Genomic DNA, 26,777 nt, shown 5'->3' on the forward strand with positions numbered 1-26,777 from the left:
CTGCCGGCGTCCGCCGCTGCCATCGAGAGCGGACGCCGCCGACGGGGGGACCCCACCAATGACACACACCATGCCGTCCGCGCGCGCCGCCGAGAGCCGAGCGCCGGCCGCGCCATGGCTGCTGATCGGCATTCTCGTGCTGTCGGCGTTCGTGATGATCCTCAACGAGACCATCCTCAGCGTCGCGCTGCGGGACCTCACCATCGACCTCGACATCAGCACCACCACGGTGCAGTGGCTGACCAGCGGCTTCCTGCTGACCATGGCGGTGGTCATCCCGACCACCGGCTTCATGCTGGAGCGGCTGACCCCGCGCCAGGTGTTCCTGGCCTCGCTGACCGCGTTCAGCCTGGGCACGCTGCTGTGCGCGGTGGCCACCGGCTTCCCGATGCTGTTGGCCGGCCGGATCGTGCAGGCCTGCGGCACAGCGGTGATGCTGCCGCTGCTGATGACCACGGTGATGCGGCTGGTGCCGGTGGAGCGCCGCGGCGCGACCATGGGCACCATCACCATCGTGATCGCGGTGGCCCCGGCCATCGGCCCGACGATCGGCGGCGCGGTGCTGTCCTCACTGGGTTGGCGCTGGATGTTCGGCGTCGTGCTGCCGCTGTCGGTGGCGGCGCTGATCGTCGGCGCGATCCTGCTGCGCCTGGACAGCGAGACCCGGTCGGTGCCGCTGGACGTGCCCTCGGTGATCCTGTCGGCGCTGGGCTTCGGCGGCGTGCTGTTCGGCCTGTCCGGCAGCGGTGACCCGGCCAGCCAGCCGGTGCCGCCGTGGGCGTCGGTCGCGGTCGGCGCGATCTCGCTGGTGCTGTTCGTGTGGCGGCAGCTGCGGTTGCAGCGCGAGGACCGGGCGCTGCTGGACCTGCGGCCGTTCGCGCACCGCAAGTTCACCGTCTCCGTGGTGCTGACCAGCGTGCTGTTCATGTGCCTGATCGGCGCGGCGACGATCATGCTGCCGCTGTACCTGCAGTCGGTGCTGCACCAGAGCACGTTCGTCACCGGGCTCGCGGTGCTGCCCGGCGGCCTGGTGCTGGGCCTGCTCGGCCGGCCGGTGGGCGCGCTGTTCGACAAGGTCGGCGCGCGGCCGCTGGTGATCCCGGGCGCGATCGCGATGGCGGCCGCGCTGGGGCTGTTCGCCACGCTGGGCCCGGCATCGCCGCTGGCGGAGGTGATCGGCATCCACGTGCTGCTGATGGCCGGCCTTGGCCTGATGATGACGCCGCTGTTCACCGACGGGCTCAACGACCTGCCCGAGCAGCTGTACTCGCACGGCAGCGCGATCATGTCCTCGTTGCAGCAGGTCATGGGCGCGCTGGGCACGACCCTGTTCGTCACGGTCGCGACGGTGGCCTCGGTCAGCGCGACCGCCGGGCCGGACATCGACGGCCTGCGGGCGGCGTTCCTCGTCGCCGGCGGCCTGGGTGTCGTCGGCGTGATCGTCTCGCTGTTCGTGCGCAAGCGCGAAGCGGTCGAGGAACCGGTCACAGCCTGACGCTCCGGCTGGCGTCGTTGGCCGTGATGGTCAACGACGCCGGGCCGGGCCGGCATCGCTTGTAGGCGCCGGTGCCGGGGTCGAAGGCCAGCACGTCATCCCGGCGGCACGTCGTGTCCCCGACGCGAACGCCGCGACCGCCGCTCCAGATCACGCTCATCGGGTAGCGCAGCGGCAGTCCCGCGGTGCTGGTGGCGGTGATCGTGTCCGGGCCCACTGTGATCGAGATCCCGTCCAGCACCGGCCGGAACTCCACCTGCGCCGTCACGGTCGTCCAGCCGGTGGTGGCCGGCGGCACATGGATCCACGGCACGCCCTCGTCCCGTTCCACCCGGGTCGGTCCGGTGGCGTCGATCACCTGGGCGTTGTGCGGCAACCATTCGTCCACCATTCGCCGTTCGTTCGGATCGGTCAGCCCGTACGTGATCACCACCACCCGGCCGGTCAGCTGGCCCCGCAGATCGGCGAGCTGTCCGTAGTCCGAGGTGCGCAACGCGCCGGTGGCCGAGTTCAGCAGCACATAGCGGACGCCGTCACGCACGAAAGTCCGGTGATCCGACCCGAACGTGCTCGTCCACTCGGGTCCCCAGCCCGGGCCGGGGGAGTAGTAGACCGGGAACCGGCCCCGCACGGCCGCGTCGACCTTGGCCTTGTCGGCCGGGACGATGCCGTCGACCACCAGGAACTCCGGGTGCGAGGCGACCACCTCGGCCAGCGCCCGGTCGGTCACACCCGACAGCACGGCCACGCCACCGTCCGAAGTGGACTGTTCCCGGACGAGCGGGTCGATGACCGGGGGATCGGGTGGCACGGTGACCGGCAGCGCCGCCCCGGCGGTGAGATCGTCGAAGTCCAGCTGGCCGCTGTAGCGGGCCCTGGTGGCCTCGATCGCCTCCACCCCGCGCACGACGATCGGGTACTTCACCGTGGTCGGCACGGTGAAACTCGTTCGCTGCCAACCGTTCCAGGTCACGTGGTCGCCGTAGACCGAGCTGTTCTGGCCGGTGGCGTCGGTGATCAGCGCGGCCAGCCACTCGCCCTGGCCGTCGCCGTTGACCGACACGTCCAGCCGCCGGACCGCCCCGGTGGTGGCGATCGGCGTCGGCGCGGCGGCCACCGCGGTCCGGGTGTCGATCGACTGCGTGAAGTCGAAGTTCAGCCGCAACGCGTTGCCGGTCTGGCCCGGAGCTGCCGACAGGGAGCCGGATCCGCGGGCGGAGCTGAACTTCCAGCCGGTCACGTCGTCGAAACCGGTCACCGGCTGCGGGGTGAGGCCGATGCTCACGCCGAACCGCGTCGCCCGGTCGCCGACGTGCACGGTGACGATCCCCGTGCCTTGGGCCGCCTTCGGCGTCAGGGCCAGGTTTCCGTCCGGGTCGGGGGCGATGTCGACCAGCGAGCGGTCGTAGTCCAGCTTGACGTCGACGGGATCGATGGCCGCGGAGTCGCCGATCGCGTCGTAGCCGGTGACCTGCACGAGACCGGTCTGCCCGGCCAGCAGCGACACCGTGCCGGGCGTGGCGGTGATCCGGGACAGCTTGGGTAGCACCTGGATCGTGCCGCTGCGCACGACGTCCCGTGAGGTCACGGCGACGGTTCGGGCGCCGGGCTGACCGCCGGTGACCAGGCCGTCGCGGTCGGCCCCGATCCAGTGCGGTGTGCCGAGATCGGCCGGCCCGTACTGCTCGTCGTAGCCGGTGGCCTTGAGCTGCCGGTGCAAACCCGTGAAGACTTTGTCGCCGGTGTCCAGGTCGATGCCGGTCAGCCGGCCGCTGCCGGGCGCGGCGAACAGGCCGATGCCGTTGCCCACCTCGCGTTCCACGCCGTCCGACGGCACGTTGCGCTGCCACACGTTCGGTGTGCCGGGGTCGCGGCTGACCAGGCTGCTGGAGCCGCCGCCGTCGATGACCACCGCGTTGTAGGCCCCGCGCTGCTGCATGATCACCGCCAGCTGCTGCTCGGTGACGCCCCGGCTGGCGGTGGAGCGGCCGTCGATGACGACCAGCTGCATCGTCGTGCCGTCCCGGGAGAAGCCGACCGCCGTCTCCGGATTGAGCGCCGTGTCGTCGAGGGTCTGCACCTTGCCGTCGCGGACAAGGACGTCTCGGATGCCCAGCAGGGCCTGCCAGTCGTCGGCCGGCTCGGTCCGTGGCGCGTACGTCACCGCGACCGGATCGCCGATGTGGGCCGCCGCAAGCAGATCCGCGTCGGTTCCGGTGCCGGCCAGCACGAAGCCGTCGGCCGGGATCGGCCCCGAGCCGGAACCGGTGGCGTGCGCCGTCACGACACCGTTCACCACGGTCAGCTCGTGAACCTTGGTCACGTTGTAGAACGCCCGGGATGCGCTGCCCCACGCCGGCGTGAACACCGCGAGACCAGTGGGCGGGGCCTGTTCCTGGTTCAGGCCGTCCAGTGGGAACTTGCCGGCCGGCAGGGTGACACTGCCGTCCAGGAAGGCGTTGACGATCTTGCCAAGGCGGTTGGTGTCCACGCCGACCGAGGGCCGCCACGGCTGCGGATCCGTCCACGGGCCCTTGATGATCTGCCCGTTCGACACTTCGATGCCGCGCGGCGCGCCGGTGTTGTTGATGTCGAAGAAGTCGCCGTTCACGCCGGCGAAGGCGTGCTGGCGGGTGGCCATGTCGGTGACCGTCCGAACCTGGCCGACCACCGGCGGCGTCAGCAGGCCGACCGTCAGCCGTGGATCGCTCAGGTCCGCGGTGAGGACGTCGCCGCGAAGCCAGCCGTTGGGATCGACGCGGCTGAAGGTGGACAGCGTCGTGCCGGGGCCGATCGGCTTGGACGTGCTGTCGACCTGCACCGGTGGCGGAGGGGTTTCCGCGATGGCGGACACCGGAGTCGTCAGCGTCGCGACGACCAGTAACGAGGTGAGCGCGGACAGCTGGGTCAGCCTCATGGGGTTGATAATTTGCCCACAGGGTAGTCTTAGTGCAAGTTACTCACCGATTCGGCCCAGCGTGGCGTCACGCTCCGCGAACGGCGGCTAGAATCGCGACAGGGCCGGGCGCTGCCATTTGTCCAGCCCGAACTTGGTTTTCACGAGCTTGTAAGGATGGCTGTCGTATGCCCCCGACTCCCGCCTCCGTCGTCGAGCAGTGGCAGAGCCTGCCGAGGACGGTGTTGCAGGACAAGGTCCGCCAGGTGGTCAAGCGCCGGGACGCGGATGCCAAGCAGATCTGGGCCCACGTGCGCGCCAATTCGGTGCTCGCCGCCCAGGTCCGCGGCGCGCTGTCCGCGTTGCGCGCCGAGGTCCGGGGCGCCCGTGACGAGGTCATGTGGACGATGTGGATCGACCAGGCCCGGGCCGTGCTCGACGCCTCCGCCGACAAGCCCGCGCCCAAGGCCGCCGCGGAGAAGTCGCCCACGGAGAAGTCGGCGGCTGGGAAGTCGGCGGCGGAGAAGTCGGCGGTGGAAAAGCCCGCTGTGGAGAAGCCGGTTGTGGAGACGGCTGCCGTCGAGCAGGCGGCCGCGGAGAAGACCGTCGCCGCGAAGAAGCCCGCCGAGGCGAAGGCGACCCCGACTCCGGAGAAGCCGGTCGCCGAGGCCCCTGTCGTCGAGGCCCCGGCCGCAGAGGCCCCTGTCGCCGAGAAGAAGCCGGCCCCGACCAGTCCCGCCTTCACCGCCAAGAAGCCGGAAACCGAGCCGGCCCAGCAGCTGACCTACACGCCGCCGGCCGACAAGCCCCGCACCGCCCCCGCCGTCGCCCCGGTGATGTTCCAGGCCCCCGGCACCTGACCCACCCCCACACCTGGCCAAGATTCAACGCTCCGATCCTCTCGCCAGGCACTGCGCCAGGGCCTTCCCGGTGGAAGGGGCCGTCACTCGGGTGGCCGATCGTGGCGGCGGCGTGTGGCCCACTAGCCTCCTCCGAATGGGGCATCGGTGGCAGTTGGGGCTGGTGGCCCTGGTCCAGGTCCTGGTGTTGGCGTTGTGGTTCTCCGCCTCGGCGGTCGCCCCGGCCCTGCGCACGGAGTTCGCGCTGTCGGGGGCCCAGGCGGGTTGGCTGACGGCGACCGTGCAGATCGGCTTCGCGCTGGGCGCGGTCGGCTCGGCCCTGGCCAACCTGGCCGATCGGATCCGCCCGAACGTGCTGATCACGCTCAGCGCCCTGTTCGGGGTGGCGGCGACAACCGCCCTGGCGCTGCTGGCCCACGACGCCGGCACGGTGCTGGCCCTGCGGCTGCTGACCGGCGTGAGCATGGCCGGCGTCTACCCGCCGGGTATGAAGATCGTCGTGTCGTGGTTCCCGAACGCCCGCGGCTCGGCGCTGGGGCTGCTGGTCGGGGCGCTGGCGGTCGGCTCGGCGGCGCCGCAGCTGATCAACGGCCTGACCACGCTGCCGTGGCGTGGAGTCCTGCTGGCGGCCAGCGGACTGGCCCTGGTCGGCGCGGCCGTTTCCCTGCTGCTGGTGCGACCGGGCCCGGCGATGAGGCCGGCTCGGGTTCCCGATCCCCGTTACGTGCTGCGGATGTTCCGCGATCCCCGGCAGCGGCTGGTCAACCTCGGCTACTTCGGCCACATGTGGGAGCTGTACGCCCTGTGGTCGTGGCTGCCGGCCTATCTCGCCGCCAGCAACGCGGTGCACGGCCGCCTCGGCATCGGCGTGGCGGCGTTTGTCGTCGCCGGACTCTACGGGCTGGTCGGCTGCCTCGTCGCCGGCCAGTGGGCCGACCGCCGTGGCCGTGCCCACGTGGCCATGGTCGCGATGCTGCTCAGCGCCGGCTGTGGCCTGGCCTCGGTGCTGGTGTTCGACAATCCCGTGCTGTTCCTGGTGGTGCTGGCGGCGTGGGGCGCGACGGCCGTCGCCGATTCGGCCCAGTTCTCGGCGGCGCTGACCGAGGTCGCCGACCAGGAGTACGTCGGCACGGCCCTGACCGCCCAGACCGCCATCGGCTTCCTGGTCAGCGTGCTCACCATCCAGGCCCTGCCGGCGCTGGCCGACCTGGTCGGCTGGCGGTTGGCCGTGCCGCTGCTGGCCGTCGGCCCGCTGCTCGGGGCGGCGGCGATGGCCAGGCTGCGGACGCCGGTCAGGGCGTAGCGGCCGGCGGCAGCTGGTCCGGGTCGCCGAGCGGCCAGTCGGCCGGGTGTTCGCCCAGCTCACGCAGCTGCTCCAGCTGGAGCCGGCACCACGTGGACAGCCGAGGGTCGTCGATCATGCCCAGCAGCTCCGGCCACGACACCCAGCGGGCGTCCTCGACCTCGGCCGGGTCCCGGGCCACCTCGCCGTAGGCCCGCGCCCGGAACACCGGGCACATCTCGTTCTCGACGACGCCGTCCTGCTCGGCCACGTACCGGAACCGGGGCAGGATCAGCTCCACCTGGGCCACGTCCAGGCCCAACTCGTCCTTGGCCCGCCGGCGCACGGCGTCGGCCATCGACTCGCCCTCGGCCGGATGGCCGCAGCAGCTGTTGGTCCACACGCCCGGGAAGGTGGCCTTCGACAGGGCACGCCGAGTGAGCAGAACCTGGCCGTCGTCGTTCACCAGATACGAGGAGAACGCCAGGTGCAGCGGGGTCTCGGCGTGGTGGACCGTCGCCTTGGCCGTCGTGCCGACGTTGTAACCGTCCTCGTCCAGGAGGACCACATGCTCCTGTGCCACGTCCCGAGCCTAGCCCGGCCGGCCGGTGCGCGATCATGTCGGCATGAGCACGTCACCCATCCGGACCGTGGAGATCGCCGACGACTCGATCCGGCTCGGCCAGTTCCTCAAGCTCGCCGACCTCGCCGAGGACGGCACGCACGCCCGTGAGCTGCTGGAGGACGGGGTGGTGACGGTGAACGGCCGCGCCGAGAACCGGCGCGGCCGTCAGTTGGTCGACGGCGACGTGGTCGCCGTGGACGGCCGGCGAGCCCGGCTCGCCGCCCGCTCCTGACCTCACCGAACTTGCTTGGAAGGGGGCTTTCCTTCACTCGGAGTGGAGGAAAGCCCCCTTCCAAGCGTCTTGTTACTCGTCGTCCTCGCCTGGGCGGGCGTGGTCGGCCTTGCCGGGCGTGGGATCCCGGTCCAAATCGATCAGCGGATGCCGCTCGGCCCCCTCGGCCGCGGCGTGCCGCCCACTCTGCTGCGGGTCGTACTCCCCATGCTTTGTCACCCGTACAGCCTACGGATGTGTGCTGCGCGTGTGTCAGGAACCCGTCAAAGCCCAGGTCGACCGCATCATGACGGTGTCAACGGACGGCGCGGACCGGCTCCGCGTGGACTGCACTGGAGGCTATGGACAAGCACCTGCTGGCCGGCGGGTTCGGCTTCCCGCTCGGCTTCCTCGCCGCGATCACGGTCGCCCTGGGCTCGGCCGCGGTCGGCGCGTTCGCCCACCCGGTCGCCGTGCTGGTGGCGCTGACGGTGGTCACCTTCGCCGTGTCGCTGGCCACGACGCTGCCGGCCGCCCTCGGCACGGCCTTCGTCAGCTGGGGCACCTACACCGGCTTCGTCCTGGACAGTCTCGGCGAGCTCCAGCTCAACGGCCGCTCCGCGCTGGCGGCCGTGGTGTTGGTGCTCGCCGCCCTCGTGGCGGTGGCCGCCGTGGCCCTGCGCCGCTGGTGGCACACGCCCCGCGGCGCCTCGGTCTCGGTCATCCGGTTCGCGCCACCGGTTCGGGGGTAACCCCGGTCACTCTGTTAGTTGTAGCATCGGCGGCATGGTGTGGGTGCTCGGCGGCTACCAGACCGACTTCGCGCTGAACTGGCCGCGGGCCGGGCTCGAGGTGTCCGACCTGGTCGCGGAGGTGGTCCGGGAGACCCTGGTGGACGCCCGGATGGACCCGGCGCGCATCGGCGTGATCCACGTCGGCAACGCCTTCGGCCAGCTGTTCACCGGGCAGGGGCAGCTCGGCGGCATGCCGGCGACCGTGGACGAGCGGCTGTGGGGCGTGCCGGCCACCCGGCACGAGGCCGCCTGCGCCTCCGGCGGCGTGGCCATCCTGGCCGCGATGGCCGACCTGGAGTCCGGGCGCTACGACTGCGCGCTTGTGCTCGGCGTCGAGCTGGAGAAGACCGTGCCCGGCGACCTGAGCGCGCAGTACCTCGGCGCGGCGGCGTGGGTCGGGCACGAGGGGCAGCAGGCCAAGTACATGTGGCCGCACATGTTCAGCCTGCTCACCGAGGAGTACGACCGCCGCTACGGCATCGACGACGCCCACCTCAACGCCATCGCCGAGCTGAACTTCCGCAACGCCCGGGCCAACCCGAAGGCCCAGACCCGGGCCTGGGAGTTCGGGCCGTCGAGCTTCACCGGCGACGACACCGCCAACCCGCGCGTCGAGGGCCGCGTGCGCCGCCAGCAGTGCAGCCAGGTCACCGACGGCGGCGCCGGCGTGGTGCTGGTCTCCGACCGCCACCCGCGGGCCGGTTCGCCGGGCACGGCCCGGATCGAGGGCTGGGGGCACCGGACCGTGGGCCTGCCGCTGCGGGCCAAGCTGGATCGCAGCCGGAACGAGCCGTATGTGCTGCCGCACGTCCGGCAGGCGATTCTCGACGCCTTTGGCCGGGCCGGCGTCGATTCCGTGGACGGAATCGAGACCCACGACTGCTTCGCCATGTCGGAATACGCGGCGATCGACCATTTCGGCCTGACCGGGCCGGGGGAGAGCTGGAAGGCCGTCGAGAACGGGGAGCTGGAGCGCGGCGGGCGCGTTCCGGTCAACGCGAGCGGCGGCCTGATCGGCGGCGGGCACCCGGTCGGCGCGACCGGCGTGCGGATGCTGCTGGACGCCAGCCTCCAGGTGACCGGCCGGGCCGGCGAATGCCAGATCGAGGGCGCGCGCCGGGTCGGCACGCTCAACATCGGCGGCAGCACGACGACAACAGTGACTTTTGTGGTGGGGAGCCGGGATGGACGTTGAGATCGTCGGACGGGTGCTGTCGACGCTGCCGGCGGACGACGACCATCCCTACCGGATCGGGCCGTGGCGGCCGCAGCACACCGAGTGGCGGGCCGAGGACCTGGAGGTCGTCGGCGAGCTGCCGACCGATCTGGACGGCCTGTACCTGCGCAACACCGAGAACCCGGTGCATCCGGCGATCGAGCGCTACCACCCGTTCGACGGCGACGCCATGATCCACATGGTCGGCTTTCGCGACGGCAAGGCCTTCTACCGCAACCGTTTCGTCCGCACCGACGGCTTCCTGGCCGAGGCCGAGGCGGGCGAGCCGCTGTGGGCCGGCATCGCCGAGCGGGCCAGTCAGTCCACACGGGACGGTTGGGGCGCGCGGGGCCGGATGAAGGACTCGTCCAGCACGGACATCGTGGTGCACAACGGAGTCGCGCTGAGCAGCTTCTACCAATGTGGAGATCTGTACCGGCTCGACCCGTTGTCGCTGGAGACTCTCGGCAAGTCCCCGTGGACGCCCGAGTGCGGGGTTTCGGCCCACACCAAGGTGGACGACCACACCGGCGAGCTGCTGTTCTTCAACTACAGCACTTCCGAGCCCTATCTGCACTACGGCGTGGTGGACGCCAACGACTCCCTGGTGCACTACGTCGACGTGCCGCTGCCCGGGCCGCGCCTGCCGCACGACATGGCGTTCACCGAGAACTACGCGATTGTCAACGACTGCCCCATGTTCTGGGACGCCGGCCTGATGGCGAAGGGCGTGCACGTGCCGCGCTTCCACCGGGACATGCCGCTGCGGCTGGGAGTTCTGCCCCGGCGCGGCGGCAGCGACGAGGTGTTGTGGTTCGATGCCGAGCCCACGTACGTGCTGCACTGGGTCAACGCGTACGAGGAGGGCGACGAGATCGTCCTCGACGGCTTCTTCCAGCACGACCCGATGCCCGCCGACAACGGTCAACCCGGCTCTGTGCAGTATCAACACTCGACCCTGCAAGCAGGTCTTCGGGGAATCTTCCGCTTCCTGGCCCTGGATCGGCTGCAGACCCGCCTGCACCGCTGGCGGCTCAACCTGGCCACCGGGCAGTGCAAGGAGGAGCAGCTCACCGACTCGATCACCGAGTTCGGCATGATCAACTCCGGGGTCGGCGGCCGGCCCTACCGCTACGCCTACGCCGCCACCGGCAAGCCCGGCTGGTTCCTGTTCGACGGCCTGGTCAAGCACGACCTCGTGACCGGCGGCGAGGAGCGCTACTCCTTCGGCGACGGCGTCTACGGCAGCGAGACCGCTGTCGCCCCCCGCGTCGGCTCCACCGGGGAGGACGACGGCTACCTCGTCACCCTCACCACCGACATGGTCAACGACCGCTCCGAGTGCCTGGTCTTCGACGCTCAGCGGGTGTCCGACGGCCCCGTCGCCCGGGTTCGGTTGCCGGAACGGGTTTCCAGCGGCACCCACTCCACCTGGGCCCCCGGTTCGTCGTTGCCAGGCTGGCGTGCTTGAGGCCACCGAGCTCCCGGCCGGCCAGGGTAACGCCATCGGCGTTACCCTGGGGCTGCTCGGCGACGAGTGGTCCCTGCTCATCCTGCGGGAGGCGCTGCTCGGCGCGAGCCGGTTCGTGGACTGGCGGGCCCGGCTGCCCATCTCCAACGCGGTGCTCACCGCCCGCCTGAACCGGCTCACCGAGGCCGGCCTTTTCGTGCGCGGCAACGGTTATCGGCTCACCGAGCGCGGCGCGGACGTGTGGGCGATCCTGCTCAGCATCTGGGCCTGGGAGGACCGCTGGGTGTCCAGCCACGTGGAGCGCCTGCCCGGCCGCGTGCATCGCTTGTGCGGCAAGCCTTTCGACCCCGTGCTGGTCTGTTCCGCCTGCGACACGCCGGTGTTGGCGAACGACCGCTCGCTGGAGGGCGGCTTCGGCCCCAGCGGCTCGTGGGAACGATGCGTGCCGGCCGCGGCCACCCGGCGGCGATCCGCCGGGGCCGAAGCCGGCTTCTTCCCCGAAACCAACGCCCTCATCGGCAATCGCTGGTCGGCCGCCCTGGTCGGCGCGGCCTTCCAGGGCGTGCACCGGTTCAGTGACTTCCAGCGGTGCCTCAACTCCTCGCCCACCATGGTCGCCGACCGGCTGCGGACACTGCACACCCTCGGCGTGCTCACCGACGACTACCGGCTCACCGCCAAGGGCGTGGCCTTCTTCCCGGTCGTGATGTGCCTGGTCGGCTGGGCCCAGCGCTGGTACCGGGCCGCCGACGGGCCGGCACTGGTGTACCGCCACGCGCCCTGCGGGGCCGACTTCGTGGCCGCGCTGGACTGCTCCTCGTGCGGGGATCGGTTGGCACGCAAGGATGTTTTGCCTACCAGTTGACCGGGCCGTTCTCGTCGAAGAAGCCGCCGGTCGGGCCGTCCGAGGCCAGCACGGCCAGCTCGATGGCGATCTTCGCGCCCTGGGCCGGCGTGCGCACGCCCCGGTTCCCGTTCAGATCGGTGGCGACATAGCCCGGTGTGCAGGCGTTCACCTTGATCTGGGTGTCGGCCAGCTCCCGCGCGTAGTGCACGGTGATTGCGTTCAGTGCCGATTTCGAGCTGGCGTAAGCCATGTGCAGGCCCAGCGGGCTGTCCGGCGCGGCCAGGTGGGAGACCGACCCCAGCCGGCTCGACACGTTCACGACGCGGGCCGCGTCGGACTTGCGCAGCAGCGGCAGCATGGCGTTGGTCATCGCCACCACGCCGAACACGTTGGTCTCGTAGACCCGGCGCATGTCGTCCAGCACCGTCATGCTCGGCGGTGTCTGGAGGTCGTCGGCGATCGCCGCGTTGTTCACCAGCACGTCCAGGCAGCCGAAGTCGGCCGCCACCCGCTCCGCGGCCGCGTCGACCGACGCCTCCTCGGTCACGTCCAGCTGTAGGAACCGCACGTCCAGGCCGTCGTCGGCCAGCTCCGCCACCGTCTGCGCCCCGCGGCGCAGGTCCCGGGCCGACGCCAGCACCGTGAACCCCAGCTGCCCCAGCCCGCGGGCGATTTCCCGACCGATTCCCTTGTTGGCGCCCGTCACCAGCGCCAGTCGCCCGTTCCTCGTCATGGATCTCATCCCATCACCTGGAGTGCGCTCCAGCGCAAGCCCGTTTCACCGGCGGGCACCATGCGGGTGAGCCGAGGTTCCCAGACCGTCCCCCATCGGCTGTACTGGAGAATCCGACTCGGGGACGGGGAACCTCATGCGGGATGCCGGCCACAGCAACGCTTTCACCGGCTCGGCTCACGGAAGTGTCGTCCAGGCTCGTGATGTGCGGCAAATAGTGCAGGTGTTCGACGCCGGCCCCGCGCCGGTGGCGCCGGCCCAGCTGCCGCCCGCGCCGCGCCGTTTCACCAGCCGGCAGCGGGAACTCGAACAGTTGGGCCGTTCTCGGCCCGGTGGGCCGCCGGTTGTCGTGCTGCACGGGGTCGGCGGCGTCGGCAAGACCGCGCTCGCCCTGCGCTGGCTGCACGACGTCGCCGGGGATTTCCCGGACGGGAGCCTGTTCGTCGACCTCCAGGCCTTCTCCGCCGACGACCCGGTCAGCCCGTCGGACGCCCTGGAGTGGTTCCTGGTCGCGCTCGGGACCCGGCCCGACCGTGTGCCCGTGGAACTCGCCGCCCGAACCGGTTTGTACCGTTCACTCGTGGCGAGCCGGTCCCTCGTCGTGCTCATCGACAACGCCCTGTCCGCCGCCCAGGTGCGGCCGCTGCTGCCCGGCGGATCCAGCCTCGCCGTCGTCACCAGCCGGCTGCGGCTGGCCGGGCTCGGGCTGGACGGGGCGCGGTTCGTCGAGGTCGGCCCGCTGGACGTGGACGCCTCCGTCGAGCTGCTGGCCAAGGTCGTCGACGACGATCGCCCCGCCGCCGATCCCCGTGCCACCCGGGAACTGGCCCGGCTGTGCGGCGGCCTGCCGATCGCGCTGTCCCTGGTCGGCGCCCGCCTGTCCACCCGTCCTCGCCGACCGCTGGCCCGGGAGGCGTCGACCCTGCGGGAACAGCGCCTCGCCGCCCTGACCCTGGAGGGGGAGCCTTCCGTGCGGATCCTGTTCGACCTGTCGTACCAGGAACTTCCCGCCGCCGCGGCCCGGCTCTACCGGCTCTGTTCCGTGCACCCCGCCGGCGACTTCGACATCTCCGCCGCCGCTGCCTGCGCCGGCCTGCCGGCGGGGAAGACCGAGGCGTTGCTGGACAACCTCATCGACGCCAACCTCCTGCGCGAGGTCGACGACCGCACCTTCGCCTACCACGACCTGCTTCGCCTGCATGCCCGGGACCAGCTCACCGACCCCGAACGCACCGATGCCCTGCGCCGCCTCGCCGAGTGGTACCTGGACGCCCTCGTCTCGGCCGACCTCGCCCTGCACCCCTTCCGCCGCCGCACCGGACCGCGCTACTCCCGTCCACTTTCCTTGTTCCGCAACGACATCGAGGCCCTCGCCTGGCTCACCGCCCACCGCGCCACCCTCCGCGCCGTCTTCTCCGCCGCCGTCGCCAATGCCTGGGACGACCTCGTCTGGCAGTACAGCGAGGCCTTCTGGGGAATCTTCCTGCACACCAGGAACTACCAGTCCGTCATCGACGTCTTCGGCGAGGGCGTGCTTGCCGCCCAACGCCTGGCCGACTCTCTCGCCGAGGCCAGACTTCGCTCGCAGCTCGGGTACGCGCACGCCAAGCTCGGCGACCACCATGCCGCGATCGAGCAGAACACAGAAGCCTTGCGCCTGGCCGAGATCCTGTCCGACCAGCGCACCATCGCCACCGCGTATTCGGCACTCGGCCGGAGCGCTCGCAGCCTCGGCCGGTTTGCCGAGGCCATCGACCACTTCGCGCGGGCTCGGGACATCCAGCAGTCCGTCGGCGAACTCCGCGGCGTCGCCCTGTGTCGTCGCCGAATCGGGCAGGTCCTCGCCACCCTCGGCCGCCACGACGAGGCCGTCCTCGAATTCCGTGCCGCTGCCGCCATTTTCGAGTCCCTGCCCGACCGCACCCAGCACTCCCGCACCTTGATGTTCCTCGGCCTCGCCGCCCTCGACTCCAGCGATCCCCGGTCCGCCTCCGCTCCCCTGACTCAGGCCCTCACCCTCATGCGGGAGCTGGGTTCCGCCTACTACCAGGCCGAAATCCTCACCGCGCTCGGCGACCTCTTCGTCCGCACCGACGACCTCCCCTCCGCGCGCCGGTCCTACTCCGAAGCCATCACCCTCTACGACCAGGTCGGCGACCCCAAAGCCGCCGAAGTCCGCTCAAAGCTCACCAGCGCCCGATAAGCCGCTCTCGTCGCTACCAGCCAGCCGCCCCCTGCCATCGGCACTGCGACCACACAACACCCTGGCAACCGCTCGAACGTCCGCTCCGCCACGCCCAACGGTTGCGCCGAGGGCTCTCGGTGAACCACCACATCGGCAACCTCGCGCCAGCGTTCGTCATCCGCCCATGCCACCACAAGATCCATGCCGGCTGTCGTCACGAGACCGACTTCGGCGCCGTTCACGGCAGGGGCACCGGGTTCGCCGGCAGGGCACGGGCCGGCTCGGGCAGGCCGAGTAGTCCGTACATTGTGGACCGCAGGATCGCCGCCGCCTGTCCCGGCCGGGCGCTGATCGCCGCCGCCAGCTCGCCGTCCGGTCCCCGGTGTGTCGCCATAGCCTTGGCCAGCTGCGGCCACAGCTCTCGGTCGTGATCCAGCCGAGGTGCGTTGTGCACCAACACATCCCCGAGGCTTCCCGGCCACAGCGCCGGCGGATCCGTCGCGATGATCGTCGGCGTGCCGCTCGCCGCCGCGTACATCGTGCACGAGCCGTGGTCGCCGACCACGAGATCGCCGGCGATCACCGCCGCCTGCCAGCCCCGTTCCGGCGGAATCACCATCAGCCCGGCGCGGATGCTGTCCCCGAGCCACCCCAGCACCGTGCCACGCCCGTGCGCCGCCGCGATGGTCGGGTGCAACACCGCCGCCACCCGGCACCCCATGGCCGAAAGCCGTTGGTACAGCTCAAGATGCTGCCCGAACAGGGACTGCGTGCCCCAGGTCGAGCTGATCGTCACCAGGCACTCGTCCGCCCCCACCCCCAGCGCCCGGCGATAGTCGGCCCGGAACCGCCGGCTCGCCACCAGCCGATCCAGGCAGATGTCGCCAGCCACCACCGCCGTGGGCACCGCCTCCGGGCACCTGTCCCGCAGCACCGCCACCTCGCTGTCGTGGCCCACCATCACCGCCGACGGGATCACCCTTCCCCGGTACGTCAACACCTCCCGGTCCAGCCCCGTCGTCCCCCTCGTCGCCCCGCCCGCCTTGCGGCTCAACCGCCTCGACATCACGCTGCCCGCCCCGTGCGGCAACACCATCACCTTGCCGTGCACGTGCTCGATCTCCCGATGGCTCGCCGTCAGCACCAGGTCGTACTCGTGGCCCCTCGCCTGCGCCCAGGGCAGCACCAGCCCGCCCAGGCCGTGCACGTACTCGTCCAGCCCGTGCCACCGCTCCGCCCCCACCGGGACCGTGTAGATCAGCTGTATCCGATGGTCCGCCTCCAGCAGCGGCACCACCTCTTCCAGCCTCGTCCCCGCCGTCATCGTCGGCACCATCACCAGCACCGACCGACACCCCGCCCTCGTCACCCGAGCCCCCGCCCCCAACCCGATCGGCGCCCGCGTCCCCGTCTCCATCGCCTTTCTCCCCTCGTCGCTTCCCGTGAACCGAGCGTGGGCGACGGCGTTGTCAGATCGCCGGCAGAAATGTCAGGTCGACGAAACCCGCAGCTCGCGGGCCGGGACTGGCCGACTTGTTCGGGTGATTCGGGGTGAATCCGACGGCCGCGGCGATGATCGAGAACGGATGTGCTGTCAGATCGCTGTCACGGATCTGACCGGTGCACGTGCAGCGGCGGGAAGTAGAATTGAGACCGTTATCGAGTCGCAACTGGATAACCGTTCCCGGTCGGGGCACACTCGAAATGACTCGGCGCAGGGGGTGCGCAAAAGTGGACGTCGTTCTCGGCATTCTGGGTGGCACCGCGCTCCGTGTCGGCGGTCGGCTGAGCACCGACTGGGGCCGGCCGAAAGAGCACGCCGTGCTCGCGGCGCTGGCGACACAGCCAGGTAGGAGCGTGTCAGTCGAAACGCTGAGCGACTGGGTCTGGGGCGGCGACGAGGCCCCCAGCAATCCGACCTCCGCGTTGCACACGCACACGAGTCGAATTCGAGTCCCTTTAAATAGGGAGTTGCCGCGGGTCGAACTGGCAAGCGAACATCATGCCTACAGGTTGGTCATCGATCACTCGCAGATCGACTACTTCGCGTTCGGTGAGACGATGACGCGTGCCCGCCGGGTCGGCGCGGCCGGCGACCACGACCAGGCCTGCGCCCTGGCCCGGCAGGCGCTCGCGCTGTGGCGCGGCACGCCGCTGCTGGAGCTGGACAGCGACCGCGCCCGCAACTGGCGGCGCAGCGTGATCGAGAACGAGTGGATCCCGGCCAACATCGACCTGATCACCTCGCTTGTCGACGTCGGCGACCCCGCCGAGGCACTGCGCCTGCTCAACGAGTTGGACCGCGACCACGGCGACAACCTGCTGGCCGCCAAACAACGGCTGCGCGCCCTCTACGCGCAGTGGCGGATCGATCCGGCGACGTCGTTCTTCCTCGACTTCCGCAAACGCATGCGGGACAACGGCGACGAGGAGTCCGCGGCCGAGATCCTCCGCTTCCACGAGCAGCTCACCGCCGGGCAGGCCCTTGCCGCGCCGCGGCGGGTGCGTCCCGACCAGCTGCCCGACCCGGTGCCCGACTTCACCGGACGCCAGGACCTGGTGGCCCAGTTGGATGCCGCGTTCTCGGCCTCGGCCAAGGTTGTCGTGCTCGGCGGTCCCGGTGGCGTGGGCAAGACGGCGCTGGCCGTGTACTGGGCGCGGCGGCGCCGGATCCCCGACGGCACGATGCGTGTGGACCTCAACGGCTTCGGCCGCGGCCCCCGGATCGGCGCGCCCGAGATCATCGAGACGTTCCTCGTCTCGCTCGGCGTCGCGGTCGAACGGATACCCACCGCGCCGGCTCGGGCGGCGGAGCTACGGGAGCGGATGGCCGACCGTCGCATGGTGGTGCTGCTCGACAACGCCAGTGAGTCGGCTGAGATCCAGGCCGTCCTGCCGCTGCTCGGAGCCGCCTTCGTGATCGTGACCAGCCGAAACCGGCTGGTCGGCCTGGCCGTCTCGCACGGCGCGAAGTCGATCACGGTGCCGCCGCTCACCCGCGAGCAGGGCCTGGCGCTGCTGCTGAGCCGGATGGGCCGGCCGGCCGCGGACATCGACGCCGCGGTGCGGCTGGCCGCCCGGTGCGAGGGATTCCCGCTGGCGATCACCCTTGTCGGGGAACACGTCGGGCGGTCCCCGGGGGTCGCGCTGACCGCCTTCGCCGAGCGGTTGGACGGCCCGCGTCTGCTGCGGCTCGGCGACCGCGAGACCAGCATGGCCAAGGTCTTCGAGCTGTCCTATCTGGCGTTGAAGCCCGGTGCGCAGCGGCTGTTCCGGCTGTTGGGGCTGCACGTCGGCCTGGATCTCAGCGTCGCCGCGGCCACCGCGCTGGCTGGCATGGACGTCGAGGCCGAACTAGAGGACCTGGTCGGCGCGCACCTGCTCGACCGGCGCGGCGAACTGGACCGCTTCGCCTTCCACGACCTGATCAGGGGATTCGCCGCGGAGTTGGCCGACGCCGCCGACTTCGCCACCGAGCGGGTGGCGGCCGAGACGCGACTGCAGAGTTTCTACTTCCATTCGGCCAACGCCGCCGATCAGGCGGTCTTCGCGTATGACGCCGGCGTGCCGCCGCTGGCCCTGGAGCCGGGCGTCACGCCGCTGGCGTTCGACAGCGCGGACGAGGCGCGGCGGTGGTACGAGATCGAGCAGGGCAACCTCCTCGCGGTCGTCCGGCTGGCCCTGCGCCGGGACCAGTTCGACTACTGGCGGACGCCGCAGGTTGTCGCCCCGGCGTTCTGCCGATTTGGTTTCCTTGACGCCGCGAGACGAACATGGGAACTGTCGCTCGTGCTGTCCGTGCACGCCGGTGACTACGCCGAAGGCGCGTCGGCCAACAATTTCGCGGCCTTTCTCATGCATATCGGAGATAGTGACGGCGCTCGCCCGTGGTTGGAGAGGGCGAGGCGAATCGCCGGAAACCTCGACGATGACAGCAGTATAGCGGCCGCGGAACACCTGCTGGGGCGGCTTGAATTCGCGCGGAAAAGGTACCTCGATGCGGTTCCCTTTTTTGAGCGGGCGCTGGAGGCTGCGCGTCGAGCGGACGATGTCAATCTGATCGCCGCGACGATGTGTCGACTGGGTGCTACCTTTAGGGCGTGTGGGCGATATGAGATAGCGACCAAGTTCCTGTACCAATCACTGCATCTGCGTGAGGAGAACGCGGATATTTCCGGTCAGGGTGCGTGTCTGATGGAAATCGGCACGCTGCTGGCCGAGCGCGGCGAGTTCGTGAGCGCGCTTGGCCTTTGCGAGCGAGCCGTCGCCCTGGTCGAGCAGATCCAGGATCTCGCCGGCGCGCGCGAGGCCCGCATCCGGCTGGTTCAGCTTCACCTCGACCGCGGCGGCCACGGCGGCGATGCCGTCGCGCACGCGCTGCGGGCGATCGAACTCGCGCGCCAGACCTGGCACCTCGAGGACGAGGCTCGGGCGCTGGACCTGCTTGGACAGGTTCAGCACCGTGCGGGCGACCGCGATGCCGCGGAGTCGGCCTGGCGCTCGGCGCTGCGCATCCACCTCGACCGCGGGGACCCTCAGGCTCAGGTCGTGCGGGCCCGTCTCGACGAGCTCGCTCACCCAGCCGCAGTGCCGGAGCGGCGGTCCGACAGCCCTCGCGTGGTTCGACGTAACGCGTAGAAGGCCGATCTGGTTCAAAATTCTACGACCTTGCTGGTGATGGTCCTAGTGCGTGTCGAATGTCCGCAGATTCACCCGGTCGGGTAGTACGCTGCACGATATCGCCGACGGCTGCACGTGCACAACGTGCTGACCAGCACCTTCATCCTCGACCGAAAACGTGACTCGGGGTTGTACTACGATTGGGTGTCACGCTATCGTCCCGCTCTGCTTGTCGACATGAAACCCCGGACATGCGATAGCGAAAGGCGCACCACGTTGATCGAAGGCCTACTGACCGGCGCCGCCATGATGGTGGCCGTGGCGAATCCAGAACCGGCCGCTGAGCCGGTTGTCGCCCCTCAACACCAGGCGGCTGCGGCCGGGACCTGGAAATTCGCCGTGATCCAGCCAGATTGCTGGCGGGTCGGGTACGGCATGCAGATGGATCCGGTCAATTCCGGAACCGTGGAGAGCTGATTTGCCGGCCGCCGCGGGAACGGGGACCCGCGGCGGTCGGTTTCAGTTCGACAGGAGGTAGAACTGCCACTTGTCGGACTCGAGGGGGAGGGTCTCGACGGTGCCGAAGCCGGCTTGCCGGGCGTAGCGGTGGAGGGTGGCGGGGCGCATGACGGTGCCGGTGGCGGCGGAGTCGGGGGAGCCCATGGCGTACGGCAGGCAGGAGATGACGCTCCAGCCGTAGAGGTACTGCTCGCGCGGGGAGGCGGGGGTGGTGGGGGAGGGGTCGGTGCGGGCGTCGAGGACGAGCACGAAGCCGTTGTCGGCCAAGGACTGGCGGGCAGCGCTGAGCACGGCGACGGGGTGGGACATGTCGTGCAGGGCCTCGATGATGGTGACGACGTCGTACGGGCCGTCGAGGCCGGTGGCGGCGTCGGCGGCGGAGTAGCGGACGCGGTCGTCCACACCGGACTCGGCGGCATTGGCGGTGGCGGCGGAGATGGCCTCGGGGTCGAGGTCGAGACCGTGCACGGTGATCTCGGGGTAGGCCAGGGCCATGCCGATGCTGGACCAGCCGAGGCCGCAGGCGACGTCGGCGACGCGGGCGCCGGCGGACAGTCGCTTGTGGACGGAGGGAATGGACGGCAGCCACTCCTGGCCCAGCAGGCCGAGGAAGGCGGCGCGGTTGGAGGGCTGGCGACCCTCGGGCTCCCACGGCATGGGGGCGGGCGCACTGCCGGTGCGGAAGGCGTCGGCGACGTCGCTGAGCGCCCGGGCGGCGCGGACGAGTTGGATGCTCATGGTGGTCCCGAACAGCAGACTCGACGGGTCGGCGAGCACGGGGACGTGGCCGGCGGGCAGGAGATAACGGCCGGGCGCGACGACCTCGACGAGGCCGACGGCGGCCTGGTGGTCCAGCCACTCGCGGGCGTACCGCTCGGCCGTCTCGGTGCGTGCGGCCAGTTCCGCGGAAGTGAGGGGGCCGTCGGAGGCGAGCGTGCGGTAGTAGCCGAGACGTTCCCCGAGGTAGATCGTGTACAGCTCCAGGGTGCCCACGGCGTTCTGGAAGATCCTGGCGGACAGCTCGGTCGGCTCCATGCCGTCCACCCTGGTCAGCCCAGGGCCTTCACCGCAACCTTGAGCACGATGACCAGCGCCCCGACCAGCGCGCTGGTCAGGCCGATGCCGACGCTGGCCCGCCCGGAGTGCCCGCTGCGGCCGGCCGCCAGCAGTCCCCAGCCGAACATGAGCGCCACCGCCGTGCCCAGGGAGATCCACACGGCGGTGTCGATCGGCACGCCCGCCGCGGCCAGGAGCAACAGCATCACCAGCGGCAGCAAGGCGTTCTCGACGATGCTGAACTCCTCGGCCAGCGAGTGCCGCAGCCCCCGCAGCCACGACGCCGAGCCGCCGGCGATGCCCTCGCCGAGGAAGTGCGCGTACGAGAAGGCGATCCAGTACACGAGCAGCGTCGCCGGCACCGCCACCGCGGCGGTCGCCAACGACTGCACCGTCGCGATCAGCGCCGCGCAGATGGCCGTGCCGTGCACCGCCCCCGCCGCGTTGTGCGACGGCTCGACCACGTGCGCCAGAACCTTCAACCACCGGGGCATGCCCGCAACCTAACACCCTGAAGCTTCAGTGCGGATCGAAGACAAACCTCTCGAACAGGGCCGGGTCGTGGAAGGCGGTGATTCGGGTGATGGCGGAGCCCTGGAGGTCGAGGAGGGTGATGCCGTGGGGGCGGCCGTCGAGGAAGGTGCCGAAGGCGGGGGCGGAGTTGGCGCGGGTGGGGTGCAGGCGCCAGGAGCCGGAGCGGATGACGCGGGAGAGGAAGGTGGTGACGGCGGGGCGGCCGGCGAACCAGGTGAGGTGGGGCGGCATCTCCAGGGTGACGTCGGCGGCGAGCAGGCGGGTGAGCAGGGCGGGGTCGGCGTTCTCGAAGGCGGCGGCGAACTGGTCGAGGGTGGCGCGCTGGGCGGCGGAGGAGGGTTCGGAGGTGTTGTCCTCGGCCGGTGAGACGGAGGCGAGCTGGGTGCGGGCGCGTTGCAGCAGGCTGTTGACGGCGGCGACGGAGACGTCGAGCAGGTCGGCGACCTCGGCGGCGGGCCAGGCGAGGACGTCACGCAGGATCAGCACGGCCCGTTGCCGCGCGGAGAGGTGCTGCATGGCGGCGACGAGGGCCAGCCGGACACTGCCCCGGGAGGCGACGACGGAGGCGGGGTCGGTGACCAGGGCGTCGGGAATGGGTTGCAGCCACGGCACTTCGGGGCTGCGCACGAGGGCGGTGTCGGGATCGAAGGTGGCGGCGCCGAGACCGGACGGCAGCGGCCGGCGGCCACGGCGTTCGAGGGCGGTCAGGCAGACGTTGGTGGCGATCCGGTAGAGCCAGGTGCGCAGCGACGCCCGCCCGGGGTCGAAGGTCTCGCGGGACCGCCACGCCCGCAGCATGGTCTCCTGTACGAGGTCCTCGGCGTCGACCACGGAGCCGGTCATCCGGTAGCAGTGGGCGAGCAGCTCGCGGCGGTGCGTGTCCAGGTCGATCGTCACGACGTACATACTCGCCGCCGCCCCGGAAATCATCGCGATGAGTCGAGGCCGGCCGCCGGGTAGGTACTGGCGCACACCCACCATCGGGAGGAACCAGTGAGCAGGACAGTGATGGTCCGTTACCGCACCCGGCCGGAGGCCGCCGAGGAGAACCAGCGCCTGGTCGAGGCGGTGTTCCGGGAGCTCAACGCGGACGACCCGGGCGGCCTGCGCTACGCCACGTTCCGGCTGGACGACGGCGTCACCTTCGTGCACGTCGCGAGGTTCGAGGGCGAGGACAACCCGTTGCAGCGCTCGGCCGCGTTCAAGGAGTTCCAGCAGGACGTCGGCGCTCGCATGGAGAGCGGGCCGGAGCGTTCGGACGACGTCACGTTGGTCGGCGAGTACGGCTTCTAGGCGGTCCGCACGTCGTCGAGCGGCGCGGACCGGGGGGTCGCGCCGCTCGACCACGGCCTCCTTGTGGTTTGTGCCACGTACTAAGTAGTTGGTGGAACGTACTAAATGGGTTAGGCTGCCGGCATGGCGACATCAGGGCAGCGGCGCACGCCGGATCTCGGGGTCACGGACAGTCTCGTTCAGCTTTCGTTCCTCGTGCAGGGCGTGCTCGCCCGGATCGCCGCCGAACACGATCTGTCCCTGCAACAGGTGCGGCTGCTCGGCGTGCTGCGAGATCGGGAACTGGGCATGGCGGCCCTGGCCGACGTGCTGGAGCTGGACAAGTCCAGTGCGACCGGTCTGATCGCCCGGGCCGAGCGTCGAGGACTGGTTCAGCGCGCGGCCGTGCCCGAAGACCGGCGCGCGGTGCGGGTCCGGCTGACCGACGAGGCCCGGCGCCTGGTCGCGGTGTGCGCGGCCGAGGTGGACCGGGAGATGGCCCGGCTGGTGCAGGGACTCACCGAGACCAATCGGGGCCGGCTGTCCCGGCTGGCCAGTCAAGTCGTCCACCACGAGGCTGAGCGACAGGGGATTGACCTGTCCGTCGCCGACATCTGACGCGAAACCCTTGGAGTGCGAGCATGTCTGACATCGTTGACGGCCGGATCGCGGTCGTGGTGGGAAGCACGCGGCCGGGCCGCATCTGCCCGGGCATCGCCGGCTGGATCCGGGACCGGTTGCAGAGCGGCAGCCCGTTGTCCTACGAACTGCTGGACCTGGCGGAGATCGATCTGCCCATGCTGGACGAGCCGCTCATGGCCGCGCTGGGCCGGTACGAGCACGAGCACACCAAGAGCTGGAGCCGAGCCGTGCGCTCCTACCAGGGATTCGTGTTCGTGTTCCCGCAGTACAACTGGGGCTATCCCGCCGTGCTGAAGAACGCGCTGGACTTCCTCTACGACGAGTGGCGGGACAAGCCCGCGGCCGTCGCCAGCTACGGCACCCGCGGCGGGAACCGGGCCGTCGCTCAACTGAGCAGCGTGTTGCAGGGCCTGCACATGCGCACCGTGGACCAGCAGCTCGAACTGGTCGTCACCGAAGCCGATGTCGATGAGGACTGGCAGCTCAAGGACGTCGACGCCACCCTGCGGCCGTACCGTGATCAGGTCCGGGCCGTCGACGCGCAACTGGTCGGCGCCATCGGCGCTCAACCCTCAGCCGTGCAGACGTCGGTAGGCCTGGGCGGCGCCGGGGTGTAGCGGGATGTCGGAGGTGCCGATGAGGGTCCGGATGTCGAGGAACTGGGTGCCGAGGGCCTCCTGCGGCACGAGCTGGTCGGCCCGCGTGACCAGGACTTCGGCCACGGCCGCGGCGACATCGTCGGGCAGGGTGGCCAAGCCGACGAGGAGGTTGGCCACGCCGATGGTCGGCACCTGGTGCACGAAGCGGTAGCCGCCGGAGGGCACCGGGAGCTGCTCGTAGAGCATGCCGTAGCTGGCGCGCAGGGTGGGGAGCACGCCTTCCAGGGGCAGAAGCCGGATGCCGATGGAGGAATCGAGTTTGGCCAGGGCGGGCGTGGGGACGCCGCCGGACCAGAGCAGGGCGTCGATGGCGCCGGCGGCGAGGGCGGAAACGGCGTCGGCCAAGGGAAGATGCCGCACGACGGGCGTGATGCCGGCGGCGGCGAGGATGCGGTCGCCGGTGAGGGCGGCGCCGGAGCCGGAAGCGCCGAGGGACACGGTGCGACCGTCCAAATCGGACACCGACTGGGCCGGGGAGTCGTTGCGGACGACCAGTTGCAGGTAGTTCTCGTACACGCGGCCGATGGCCCGCAGGTCGATCGGCGTGCCGAACGGCGCGAGGCCGGAACTGGCCGAGCGGGCGGTGTCGGCCAGGACCAGGGCGAGGTCGGCCTTGCCGGTGCGCAGCAGGTCGATGTTGGCCACGCTGGCCAGGGTTTCCACGGCGGTGCACCGCAACCACGGCTGGGCGACGTTGATCTGGGCGGCCAGCAGCCGGCCGAAGGCGAGGTAGAAGCCGCCGGACTCGCCGGCGGCGATGGTCAGCGAGCGCGACGGGCCGGTACTCGTGCAGGCGGCGGCGAGGGTGCCGGCGAGGGTCGCGGTGAGGAAGGCGCGCCGCTTCATGACGGCAGCTCGATGATCACGGCCAGCCCGGAGTGTTCGCCGGCCTGCAAGGAGAATCGCCCGCCGCGAGCGGTGATCAGGCGTTCGGCGATGGGCAGGCCGAGGCCGCTGCCCCGGGGGTGCCCTGCGCGGGGTGAGCGCCAGAACCTGGTGGTGGCCAAGGCGAGTTCCGTGGCGCTGAGACCGGGGCCGTTGTCCACCACGGTGATCGCGGCGGTGGTGCACGAGACAGTGACCTCGCAGCCGCCGTACTTGATGGCGTTGTCGAGCACGACGTCGAGGACCTGGCTGAGGTCGTGCTCGGGGCAGCGGACCTCCAGGGAGGCGTCGATGTCGCCGTATCGCAGGGAAACGTCGGCGTCGGCGGCGGCGACGGACCAGAAGTCGATGCGGTCCAGGACAACCGCGCCGGCGAGGCAGGTGTCGGGGTCGGGGGAGGCGGCCAGCCGGGTGGCGGTGTGCTCGGCGTGGGCCATGGCCAGCAGACCGTCCAAAAGGGACTCCAGCCGCTCCACCTCGGCGACGGCCGAGTGGTAGGACGCCTGACCGTCGGGCACGACCCGAGGAGCCAGCGAGTCGACGCGCAACCGCAAGGCGGCCAAGGGATTGCGGAGCTGGTGGGAGGCGTCGCTGATCAACCGGCGCTGCTGCTCGGCGGCCGAGCTGACGGCGTCGGACATGCGGTTGAACGACGACGCCAGCTCCCGCAGCTCACGGGGACCGTCCCGGCCCCGGAGATGGGCCAGCTGCCCGGCGGCGACGGCCCCGAGACCACGGGAAAGCTCGGCCAGGGGCCGCAGCACCCAGCGGGCCAGCACGAGCGTGAGCAGCACACAGCCGACGAGGGCGGCGAACGCCCCGGCGAGGATGACGGCCCAGCCGCCGGCGACGTCGGAGGCGGCGGCCCGCACCGAGGCCCGCATGACCACGGCCCCGATGACCCGGGAGCCGATGCCGATGGGCCGGGCCAGCAGAACGTCCGAAGTGGACCACGGCAGCACGTCGTCCAGACCGGGCGCGGGCTGGTTGCGCAACGCGGAGTCGATCACCGGGGCGATGTCGGGGTTGTTCACGCCGAGTCCACCGGTGGCGACGATGGGTTGCCGCTGCGCGTTCACCACGATCACCGGCTCCCCGTAGAGCGATGTGAACCGGGTGACCTCGCTGACCAGCTGCTCCTCGTCGTCCTGCTGGGTCAGCCCGGCGAACCGGTCGAGATCGGCGGTGCGGCTGATGGACAGCTGCTGGGTGCGTTCGCGCGCCGTCACCATCAGTAGCGGCAACGCGAACGCGGCCACGGCCGTGACCGAGAAGACCAGCAGCACCACCAGCAGTCGGGTCCGCACCTCAGCCGCCGAGCCGGTAGCCGAAGTTGCGGATCGTGATCAGCAGCCCCGGCCGGCGCAGCTTGGCCCGCAGCTGCGCCACATGCACGTCGAGCGAGCGGGAGATGGCCAGGTAGGCGTCGCCCCACACCTCGTCCATCAGCTGCTGCCGGCTGACCGCGGCCCCGTGCCGCACGGCCAGCGCGGCGAGCACGTCGAACTCCTTGGAGGTCAACGGGATCAGCTCGCCGCCGGCGAAGACCTGGCGGGCGTGCAGGTCGACCCGCACGTCGCCGAGCTCGACCACGGTCGGCGGCGGCGTGGTCCGCGCCGCCGCCCGCCGGGACACCGCCTCCATCCGGGCCAGCAACTCGGCCAGCCGGACCGGTTTGACCAGGTAGTCGTCGGCGCCGAGGCGCAGGCCGCGGACCACGGACCGCTCGTCGCCGTGCGCGGTCAGCACCAGCACCGGCAGGTCGGTGACCCGCCGCAGCTTGCGCAGCACGTCGAGGCCGTGCATGTCGGGCAGGCCCAGGTCGAGCAGCACCAGGTCGGCCCGGTGGTGCCCGGTCAGCGCGTCCGCGCCGCGTTCGACCCGGGTCGGGCTGTGGCCGGCCGTGGCCAGCGCCTCGACCAGGGCCTTGCCGACGCCTTCGTCGTCCTCGACCAGTAACACGCGCACGCCTGTC

Annotated in this window: 25 protein-coding genes; 14 read left to right on the top strand and 11 right to left on the bottom strand. The window is 70.9% G+C overall.

Translation table 11 applies throughout. The features are described from left to right. Positions 1 to 58: 58 nt before the first annotated feature. Positions 59 to 1,495, top strand: coding sequence for a DHA2 family efflux MFS transporter permease subunit (locus ACIG5F_RS10000; protein WP_396517112.1), 1,437 nt, complete (start codon positions 59 to 61; stop codon positions 1,493 to 1,495). Here ACIG5F_RS10000 and ACIG5F_RS10005 read toward each other — a convergent pair. Continuing rightward, positions 1,485 to 4,412 (bottom strand): phosphodiester glycosidase family protein, encoded by a 2,928-nt coding sequence (locus ACIG5F_RS10005; protein WP_396517113.1) that lies wholly within the window; start codon positions 4,410 to 4,412, stop codon positions 1,485 to 1,487. The genes ACIG5F_RS10000 and ACIG5F_RS10005 overlap by 11 nt on opposite strands. Before the next feature lie 167 nt (positions 4,413 to 4,579). Between ACIG5F_RS10005 and ACIG5F_RS10010 the strand changes: the two genes are divergently transcribed. Next, positions 4,580 to 5,251: a hypothetical protein gene (locus ACIG5F_RS10010; protein WP_396517114.1), complete on the top strand. Its 672-nt coding sequence runs from the start codon at positions 4,580 to 4,582 to the stop codon at positions 5,249 to 5,251. A gap of 136 nt (positions 5,252 to 5,387) precedes the next feature. Beyond that, a complete protein-coding gene (locus ACIG5F_RS10015; protein WP_396517115.1) occupies positions 5,388 to 6,554 on the top strand; it encodes a nitrate/nitrite transporter in 1,167 nt (388 codons plus the stop codon). Here ACIG5F_RS10015 and idi read toward each other — a convergent pair. Then, on the bottom strand, positions 6,544 to 7,116 hold the full coding sequence (gene idi / locus ACIG5F_RS10020) for an isopentenyl-diphosphate Delta-isomerase (protein ID WP_396517116.1): 573 nt from the start codon (positions 7,114 to 7,116) through the stop codon (positions 6,544 to 6,546). The genes ACIG5F_RS10015 and idi overlap by 11 nt on opposite strands. A 43-nt stretch (positions 7,117 to 7,159) precedes the next feature. Here idi and ACIG5F_RS10025 point away from each other — a divergent pair, with 43 nt between their 5' ends. After that, a complete protein-coding gene (locus ACIG5F_RS10025) occupies positions 7,160 to 7,390 on the top strand; it encodes an RNA-binding S4 domain-containing protein (RefSeq protein ID WP_396517117.1) in 231 nt (76 codons plus the stop codon). Positions 7,391 to 7,462: 72 nt separating this feature from the next. On the opposite strand, the gene ACIG5F_RS10030 is transcribed toward ACIG5F_RS10025, so the two are convergent. Further along, entirely contained in the window at positions 7,463 to 7,609 is a 147-nt protein-coding gene (locus ACIG5F_RS10030) for a hypothetical protein (protein WP_396517118.1), read from the bottom strand. Positions 7,610 to 7,731: 122 nt separating this feature from the next. Here ACIG5F_RS10030 and ACIG5F_RS10035 point away from each other — a divergent pair, with 122 nt between their 5' ends. The 4 genes from ACIG5F_RS10035 to ACIG5F_RS10050 are packed head-to-tail and all read left to right on the top strand — an operon-like array spanning position 7,732 to position 11,715. Continuing rightward, positions 7,732 to 8,121, top strand: a complete 390-nt coding sequence (locus ACIG5F_RS10035; RefSeq protein ID WP_396517119.1) for a hypothetical protein — start codon at positions 7,732 to 7,734, stop codon at positions 8,119 to 8,121. A 34-nt stretch (positions 8,122 to 8,155) separates the two neighbouring features. Next, on the top strand, positions 8,156 to 9,358 hold the full coding sequence (locus ACIG5F_RS10040) for an acetyl-CoA acetyltransferase (protein WP_396517120.1): 1,203 nt from the start codon (positions 8,156 to 8,158) through the stop codon (positions 9,356 to 9,358). Continuing rightward, complete coding sequence (locus ACIG5F_RS10045; protein WP_396517121.1) at positions 9,348 to 10,850, top strand: carotenoid oxygenase family protein; 1,503 nt, start codon at positions 9,348 to 9,350, stop codon at positions 10,848 to 10,850. Before ACIG5F_RS10040 ends, ACIG5F_RS10045 begins: the two co-directional genes overlap by 11 nt. Further along, positions 10,843 to 11,715, top strand: a complete 873-nt coding sequence (locus ACIG5F_RS10050; protein ID WP_396517122.1) for a winged helix-turn-helix transcriptional regulator — start codon at positions 10,843 to 10,845, stop codon at positions 11,713 to 11,715. The genes ACIG5F_RS10045 and ACIG5F_RS10050 overlap by 8 nt, the downstream gene beginning before the upstream one ends. Here the strand turns inward: ACIG5F_RS10050 and ACIG5F_RS10055 are convergent. Beyond that, positions 11,705 to 12,430 (bottom strand): SDR family oxidoreductase, encoded by a 726-nt coding sequence (locus ACIG5F_RS10055; protein ID WP_396517123.1) that lies wholly within the window; start codon positions 12,428 to 12,430, stop codon positions 11,705 to 11,707. The genes ACIG5F_RS10050 and ACIG5F_RS10055 overlap by 11 nt on opposite strands. A gap of 205 nt (positions 12,431 to 12,635) precedes the next feature. On the opposite strand from ACIG5F_RS10055, the gene ACIG5F_RS10060 reads away from it, so the two are divergent. Further along, complete coding sequence (locus tag ACIG5F_RS10060) at positions 12,636 to 14,633, top strand: tetratricopeptide repeat protein (RefSeq protein ID WP_396517124.1); 1,998 nt, start codon at positions 12,636 to 12,638, stop codon at positions 14,631 to 14,633. A 220-nt stretch (positions 14,634 to 14,853) separates the two neighbouring features. Here ACIG5F_RS10060 and ACIG5F_RS10065 read toward each other — a convergent pair whose 3' ends face one another. Next, entirely contained in the window at positions 14,854 to 15,939 is a 1,086-nt protein-coding gene (locus tag ACIG5F_RS10065) for a hypothetical protein (RefSeq protein ID WP_396517125.1), read from the bottom strand. 407 nt (positions 15,940 to 16,346) lie between these two features. On the opposite strand from ACIG5F_RS10065, the gene ACIG5F_RS10070 reads away from it, so the two are divergent. Further along, positions 16,347 to 19,253 carry a tetratricopeptide repeat protein gene (locus tag ACIG5F_RS10070; protein WP_396517126.1) on the top strand — a complete coding sequence of 969 codons (2,907 nt, stop codon included), beginning with the start codon at positions 16,347 to 16,349 and terminating at the stop codon, positions 19,251 to 19,253. Positions 19,254 to 19,379: 126 nt separating this feature from the next. Next, the gene (locus ACIG5F_RS10075) at positions 19,380 to 19,712 is read left to right on the top strand and encodes a hypothetical protein (RefSeq protein ID WP_396517127.1); all 333 of its coding nucleotides are present in this window, start codon (positions 19,380 to 19,382) and stop codon (positions 19,710 to 19,712) included. 42 nt (positions 19,713 to 19,754) lie between these two features. Here ACIG5F_RS10075 and ACIG5F_RS10080 read toward each other — a convergent pair whose 3' ends face one another. From ACIG5F_RS10080 to ACIG5F_RS10090, 3 genes are read right to left on the bottom strand one after another with little or no spacing between them, the layout of a single operon-like run. Beyond that, on the bottom strand, positions 19,755 to 20,789 hold the full coding sequence (locus ACIG5F_RS10080; protein ID WP_396517128.1) for a class I SAM-dependent methyltransferase: 1,035 nt from the start codon (positions 20,787 to 20,789) through the stop codon (positions 19,755 to 19,757). A gap of 14 nt (positions 20,790 to 20,803) precedes the next feature. After that, on the bottom strand, positions 20,804 to 21,304 hold the full coding sequence (locus ACIG5F_RS10085) for a hypothetical protein (RefSeq protein ID WP_396517129.1): 501 nt from the start codon (positions 21,302 to 21,304) through the stop codon (positions 20,804 to 20,806). Positions 21,305 to 21,329: 25 nt separating this feature from the next. Beyond that, positions 21,330 to 22,250 (bottom strand): sigma-70 family RNA polymerase sigma factor, encoded by a 921-nt coding sequence (locus ACIG5F_RS10090; RefSeq protein ID WP_396517359.1) that lies wholly within the window; start codon positions 22,248 to 22,250, stop codon positions 21,330 to 21,332. A gap of 87 nt (positions 22,251 to 22,337) precedes the next feature. Here ACIG5F_RS10090 and ACIG5F_RS10095 point away from each other — a divergent pair, with 87 nt between their 5' ends. From ACIG5F_RS10095 to ACIG5F_RS10105, 3 genes are all read left to right on the top strand, one after another. Next, positions 22,338 to 22,637 carry an antibiotic biosynthesis monooxygenase gene (locus ACIG5F_RS10095; protein ID WP_396517130.1) on the top strand — a complete coding sequence of 100 codons (300 nt, stop codon included), beginning with the start codon at positions 22,338 to 22,340 and terminating at the stop codon, positions 22,635 to 22,637. Between the two features lie 123 nt (positions 22,638 to 22,760). Continuing rightward, positions 22,761 to 23,234: a MarR family winged helix-turn-helix transcriptional regulator gene (locus ACIG5F_RS10100; RefSeq protein WP_396517131.1), complete on the top strand. Its 474-nt coding sequence runs from the start codon at positions 22,761 to 22,763 to the stop codon at positions 23,232 to 23,234. A 23-nt stretch (positions 23,235 to 23,257) separates the two neighbouring features. Beyond that, positions 23,258 to 23,875: an NADPH-dependent FMN reductase gene (locus tag ACIG5F_RS10105; RefSeq protein WP_396517132.1), complete on the top strand. Its 618-nt coding sequence runs from the start codon at positions 23,258 to 23,260 to the stop codon at positions 23,873 to 23,875. Here the strand turns inward: ACIG5F_RS10105 and ACIG5F_RS10110 are convergent. Genes ACIG5F_RS10110 through ACIG5F_RS10120 form a run of 3 tightly spaced genes read right to left on the bottom strand, consistent with a single transcriptional unit; the run spans position 23,831 to position 26,770 of the window. Further along, the gene (locus ACIG5F_RS10110) at positions 23,831 to 24,763 is read right to left on the bottom strand and encodes a TAXI family TRAP transporter solute-binding subunit (RefSeq protein ID WP_396517133.1); all 933 of its coding nucleotides are present in this window, start codon (positions 24,761 to 24,763) and stop codon (positions 23,831 to 23,833) included. The genes ACIG5F_RS10105 and ACIG5F_RS10110 overlap by 45 nt on opposite strands. Then, positions 24,760 to 26,109 (bottom strand): sensor histidine kinase, encoded by a 1,350-nt coding sequence (locus ACIG5F_RS10115; RefSeq protein WP_396517134.1) that lies wholly within the window; start codon positions 26,107 to 26,109, stop codon positions 24,760 to 24,762. Before ACIG5F_RS10115 ends, ACIG5F_RS10110 begins: the two co-directional genes overlap by 4 nt. Before the next feature lies 1 nt (position 26,110). After that, positions 26,111 to 26,770: a response regulator transcription factor gene (locus tag ACIG5F_RS10120; RefSeq protein ID WP_396517135.1), complete on the bottom strand. Its 660-nt coding sequence runs from the start codon at positions 26,768 to 26,770 to the stop codon at positions 26,111 to 26,113. Positions 26,771 to 26,777 lie beyond the last annotated feature (7 nt).

Source organism: Kutzneria sp. NPDC052558 (assembly GCF_044547355.1).
Lineage (GTDB): Bacteria > Actinomycetota > Actinomycetes > Mycobacteriales > Pseudonocardiaceae > Kutzneria.

Bases quoted from the DNA above. Each gene is read 5' to 3' on its own strand.
- ACIG5F_RS10045 (WP_396517121.1), top strand. From the start codon at position 9,348: ATGGACGTTGAGATCGTCGGACGGGTGCTGTCGACGCTGCCGGCGGAC.
- ACIG5F_RS10085 (WP_396517129.1), bottom strand. From the start codon at position 21,304: ATGCCCCGGTGGTTGAAGGTTCTGGCGCACGTGGTCGAGCCGTCGCAC.
- ACIG5F_RS10110 (WP_396517133.1), bottom strand. From the start codon at position 24,763: ATGAAGCGGCGCGCCTTCCTCACCGCGACCCTCGCCGGCACCCTCGCC.
- ACIG5F_RS10010 (WP_396517114.1), top strand. From the start codon at position 4,580: ATGCCCCCGACTCCCGCCTCCGTCGTCGAGCAGTGGCAGAGCCTGCCG.
- ACIG5F_RS10035 (WP_396517119.1), top strand. From the start codon at position 7,732: ATGGACAAGCACCTGCTGGCCGGCGGGTTCGGCTTCCCGCTCGGCTTC.
- ACIG5F_RS10100 (WP_396517131.1), top strand. From the start codon at position 22,761: ATGGCGACATCAGGGCAGCGGCGCACGCCGGATCTCGGGGTCACGGAC.
- ACIG5F_RS10080 (WP_396517128.1), bottom strand. From the start codon at position 20,789: ATGGAGCCGACCGAGCTGTCCGCCAGGATCTTCCAGAACGCCGTGGGC.
- ACIG5F_RS10025 (WP_396517117.1), top strand. From the start codon at position 7,160: ATGAGCACGTCACCCATCCGGACCGTGGAGATCGCCGACGACTCGATC.
- ACIG5F_RS10005 (WP_396517113.1), bottom strand. From the start codon at position 4,412: ATGAGGCTGACCCAGCTGTCCGCGCTCACCTCGTTACTGGTCGTCGCG.
- ACIG5F_RS10105 (WP_396517132.1), top strand. From the start codon at position 23,258: ATGTCTGACATCGTTGACGGCCGGATCGCGGTCGTGGTGGGAAGCACG.
- ACIG5F_RS10090 (WP_396517359.1), bottom strand. From the start codon at position 22,250: ATGTACGTCGTGACGATCGACCTGGACACGCACCGCCGCGAGCTGCTC.
- ACIG5F_RS10040 (WP_396517120.1), top strand. From the start codon at position 8,156: ATGGTGTGGGTGCTCGGCGGCTACCAGACCGACTTCGCGCTGAACTGG.
- ACIG5F_RS10065 (WP_396517125.1), bottom strand. From the start codon at position 15,939: ATGACGGCGGGGACGAGGCTGGAAGAGGTGGTGCCGCTGCTGGAGGCG.
- ACIG5F_RS10055 (WP_396517123.1), bottom strand. From the start codon at position 12,430: ATGACGAGGAACGGGCGACTGGCGCTGGTGACGGGCGCCAACAAGGGA.
- ACIG5F_RS10000 (WP_396517112.1), top strand. From the start codon at position 59: ATGACACACACCATGCCGTCCGCGCGCGCCGCCGAGAGCCGAGCGCCG.
- ACIG5F_RS10015 (WP_396517115.1), top strand. From the start codon at position 5,388: ATGGGGCATCGGTGGCAGTTGGGGCTGGTGGCCCTGGTCCAGGTCCTG.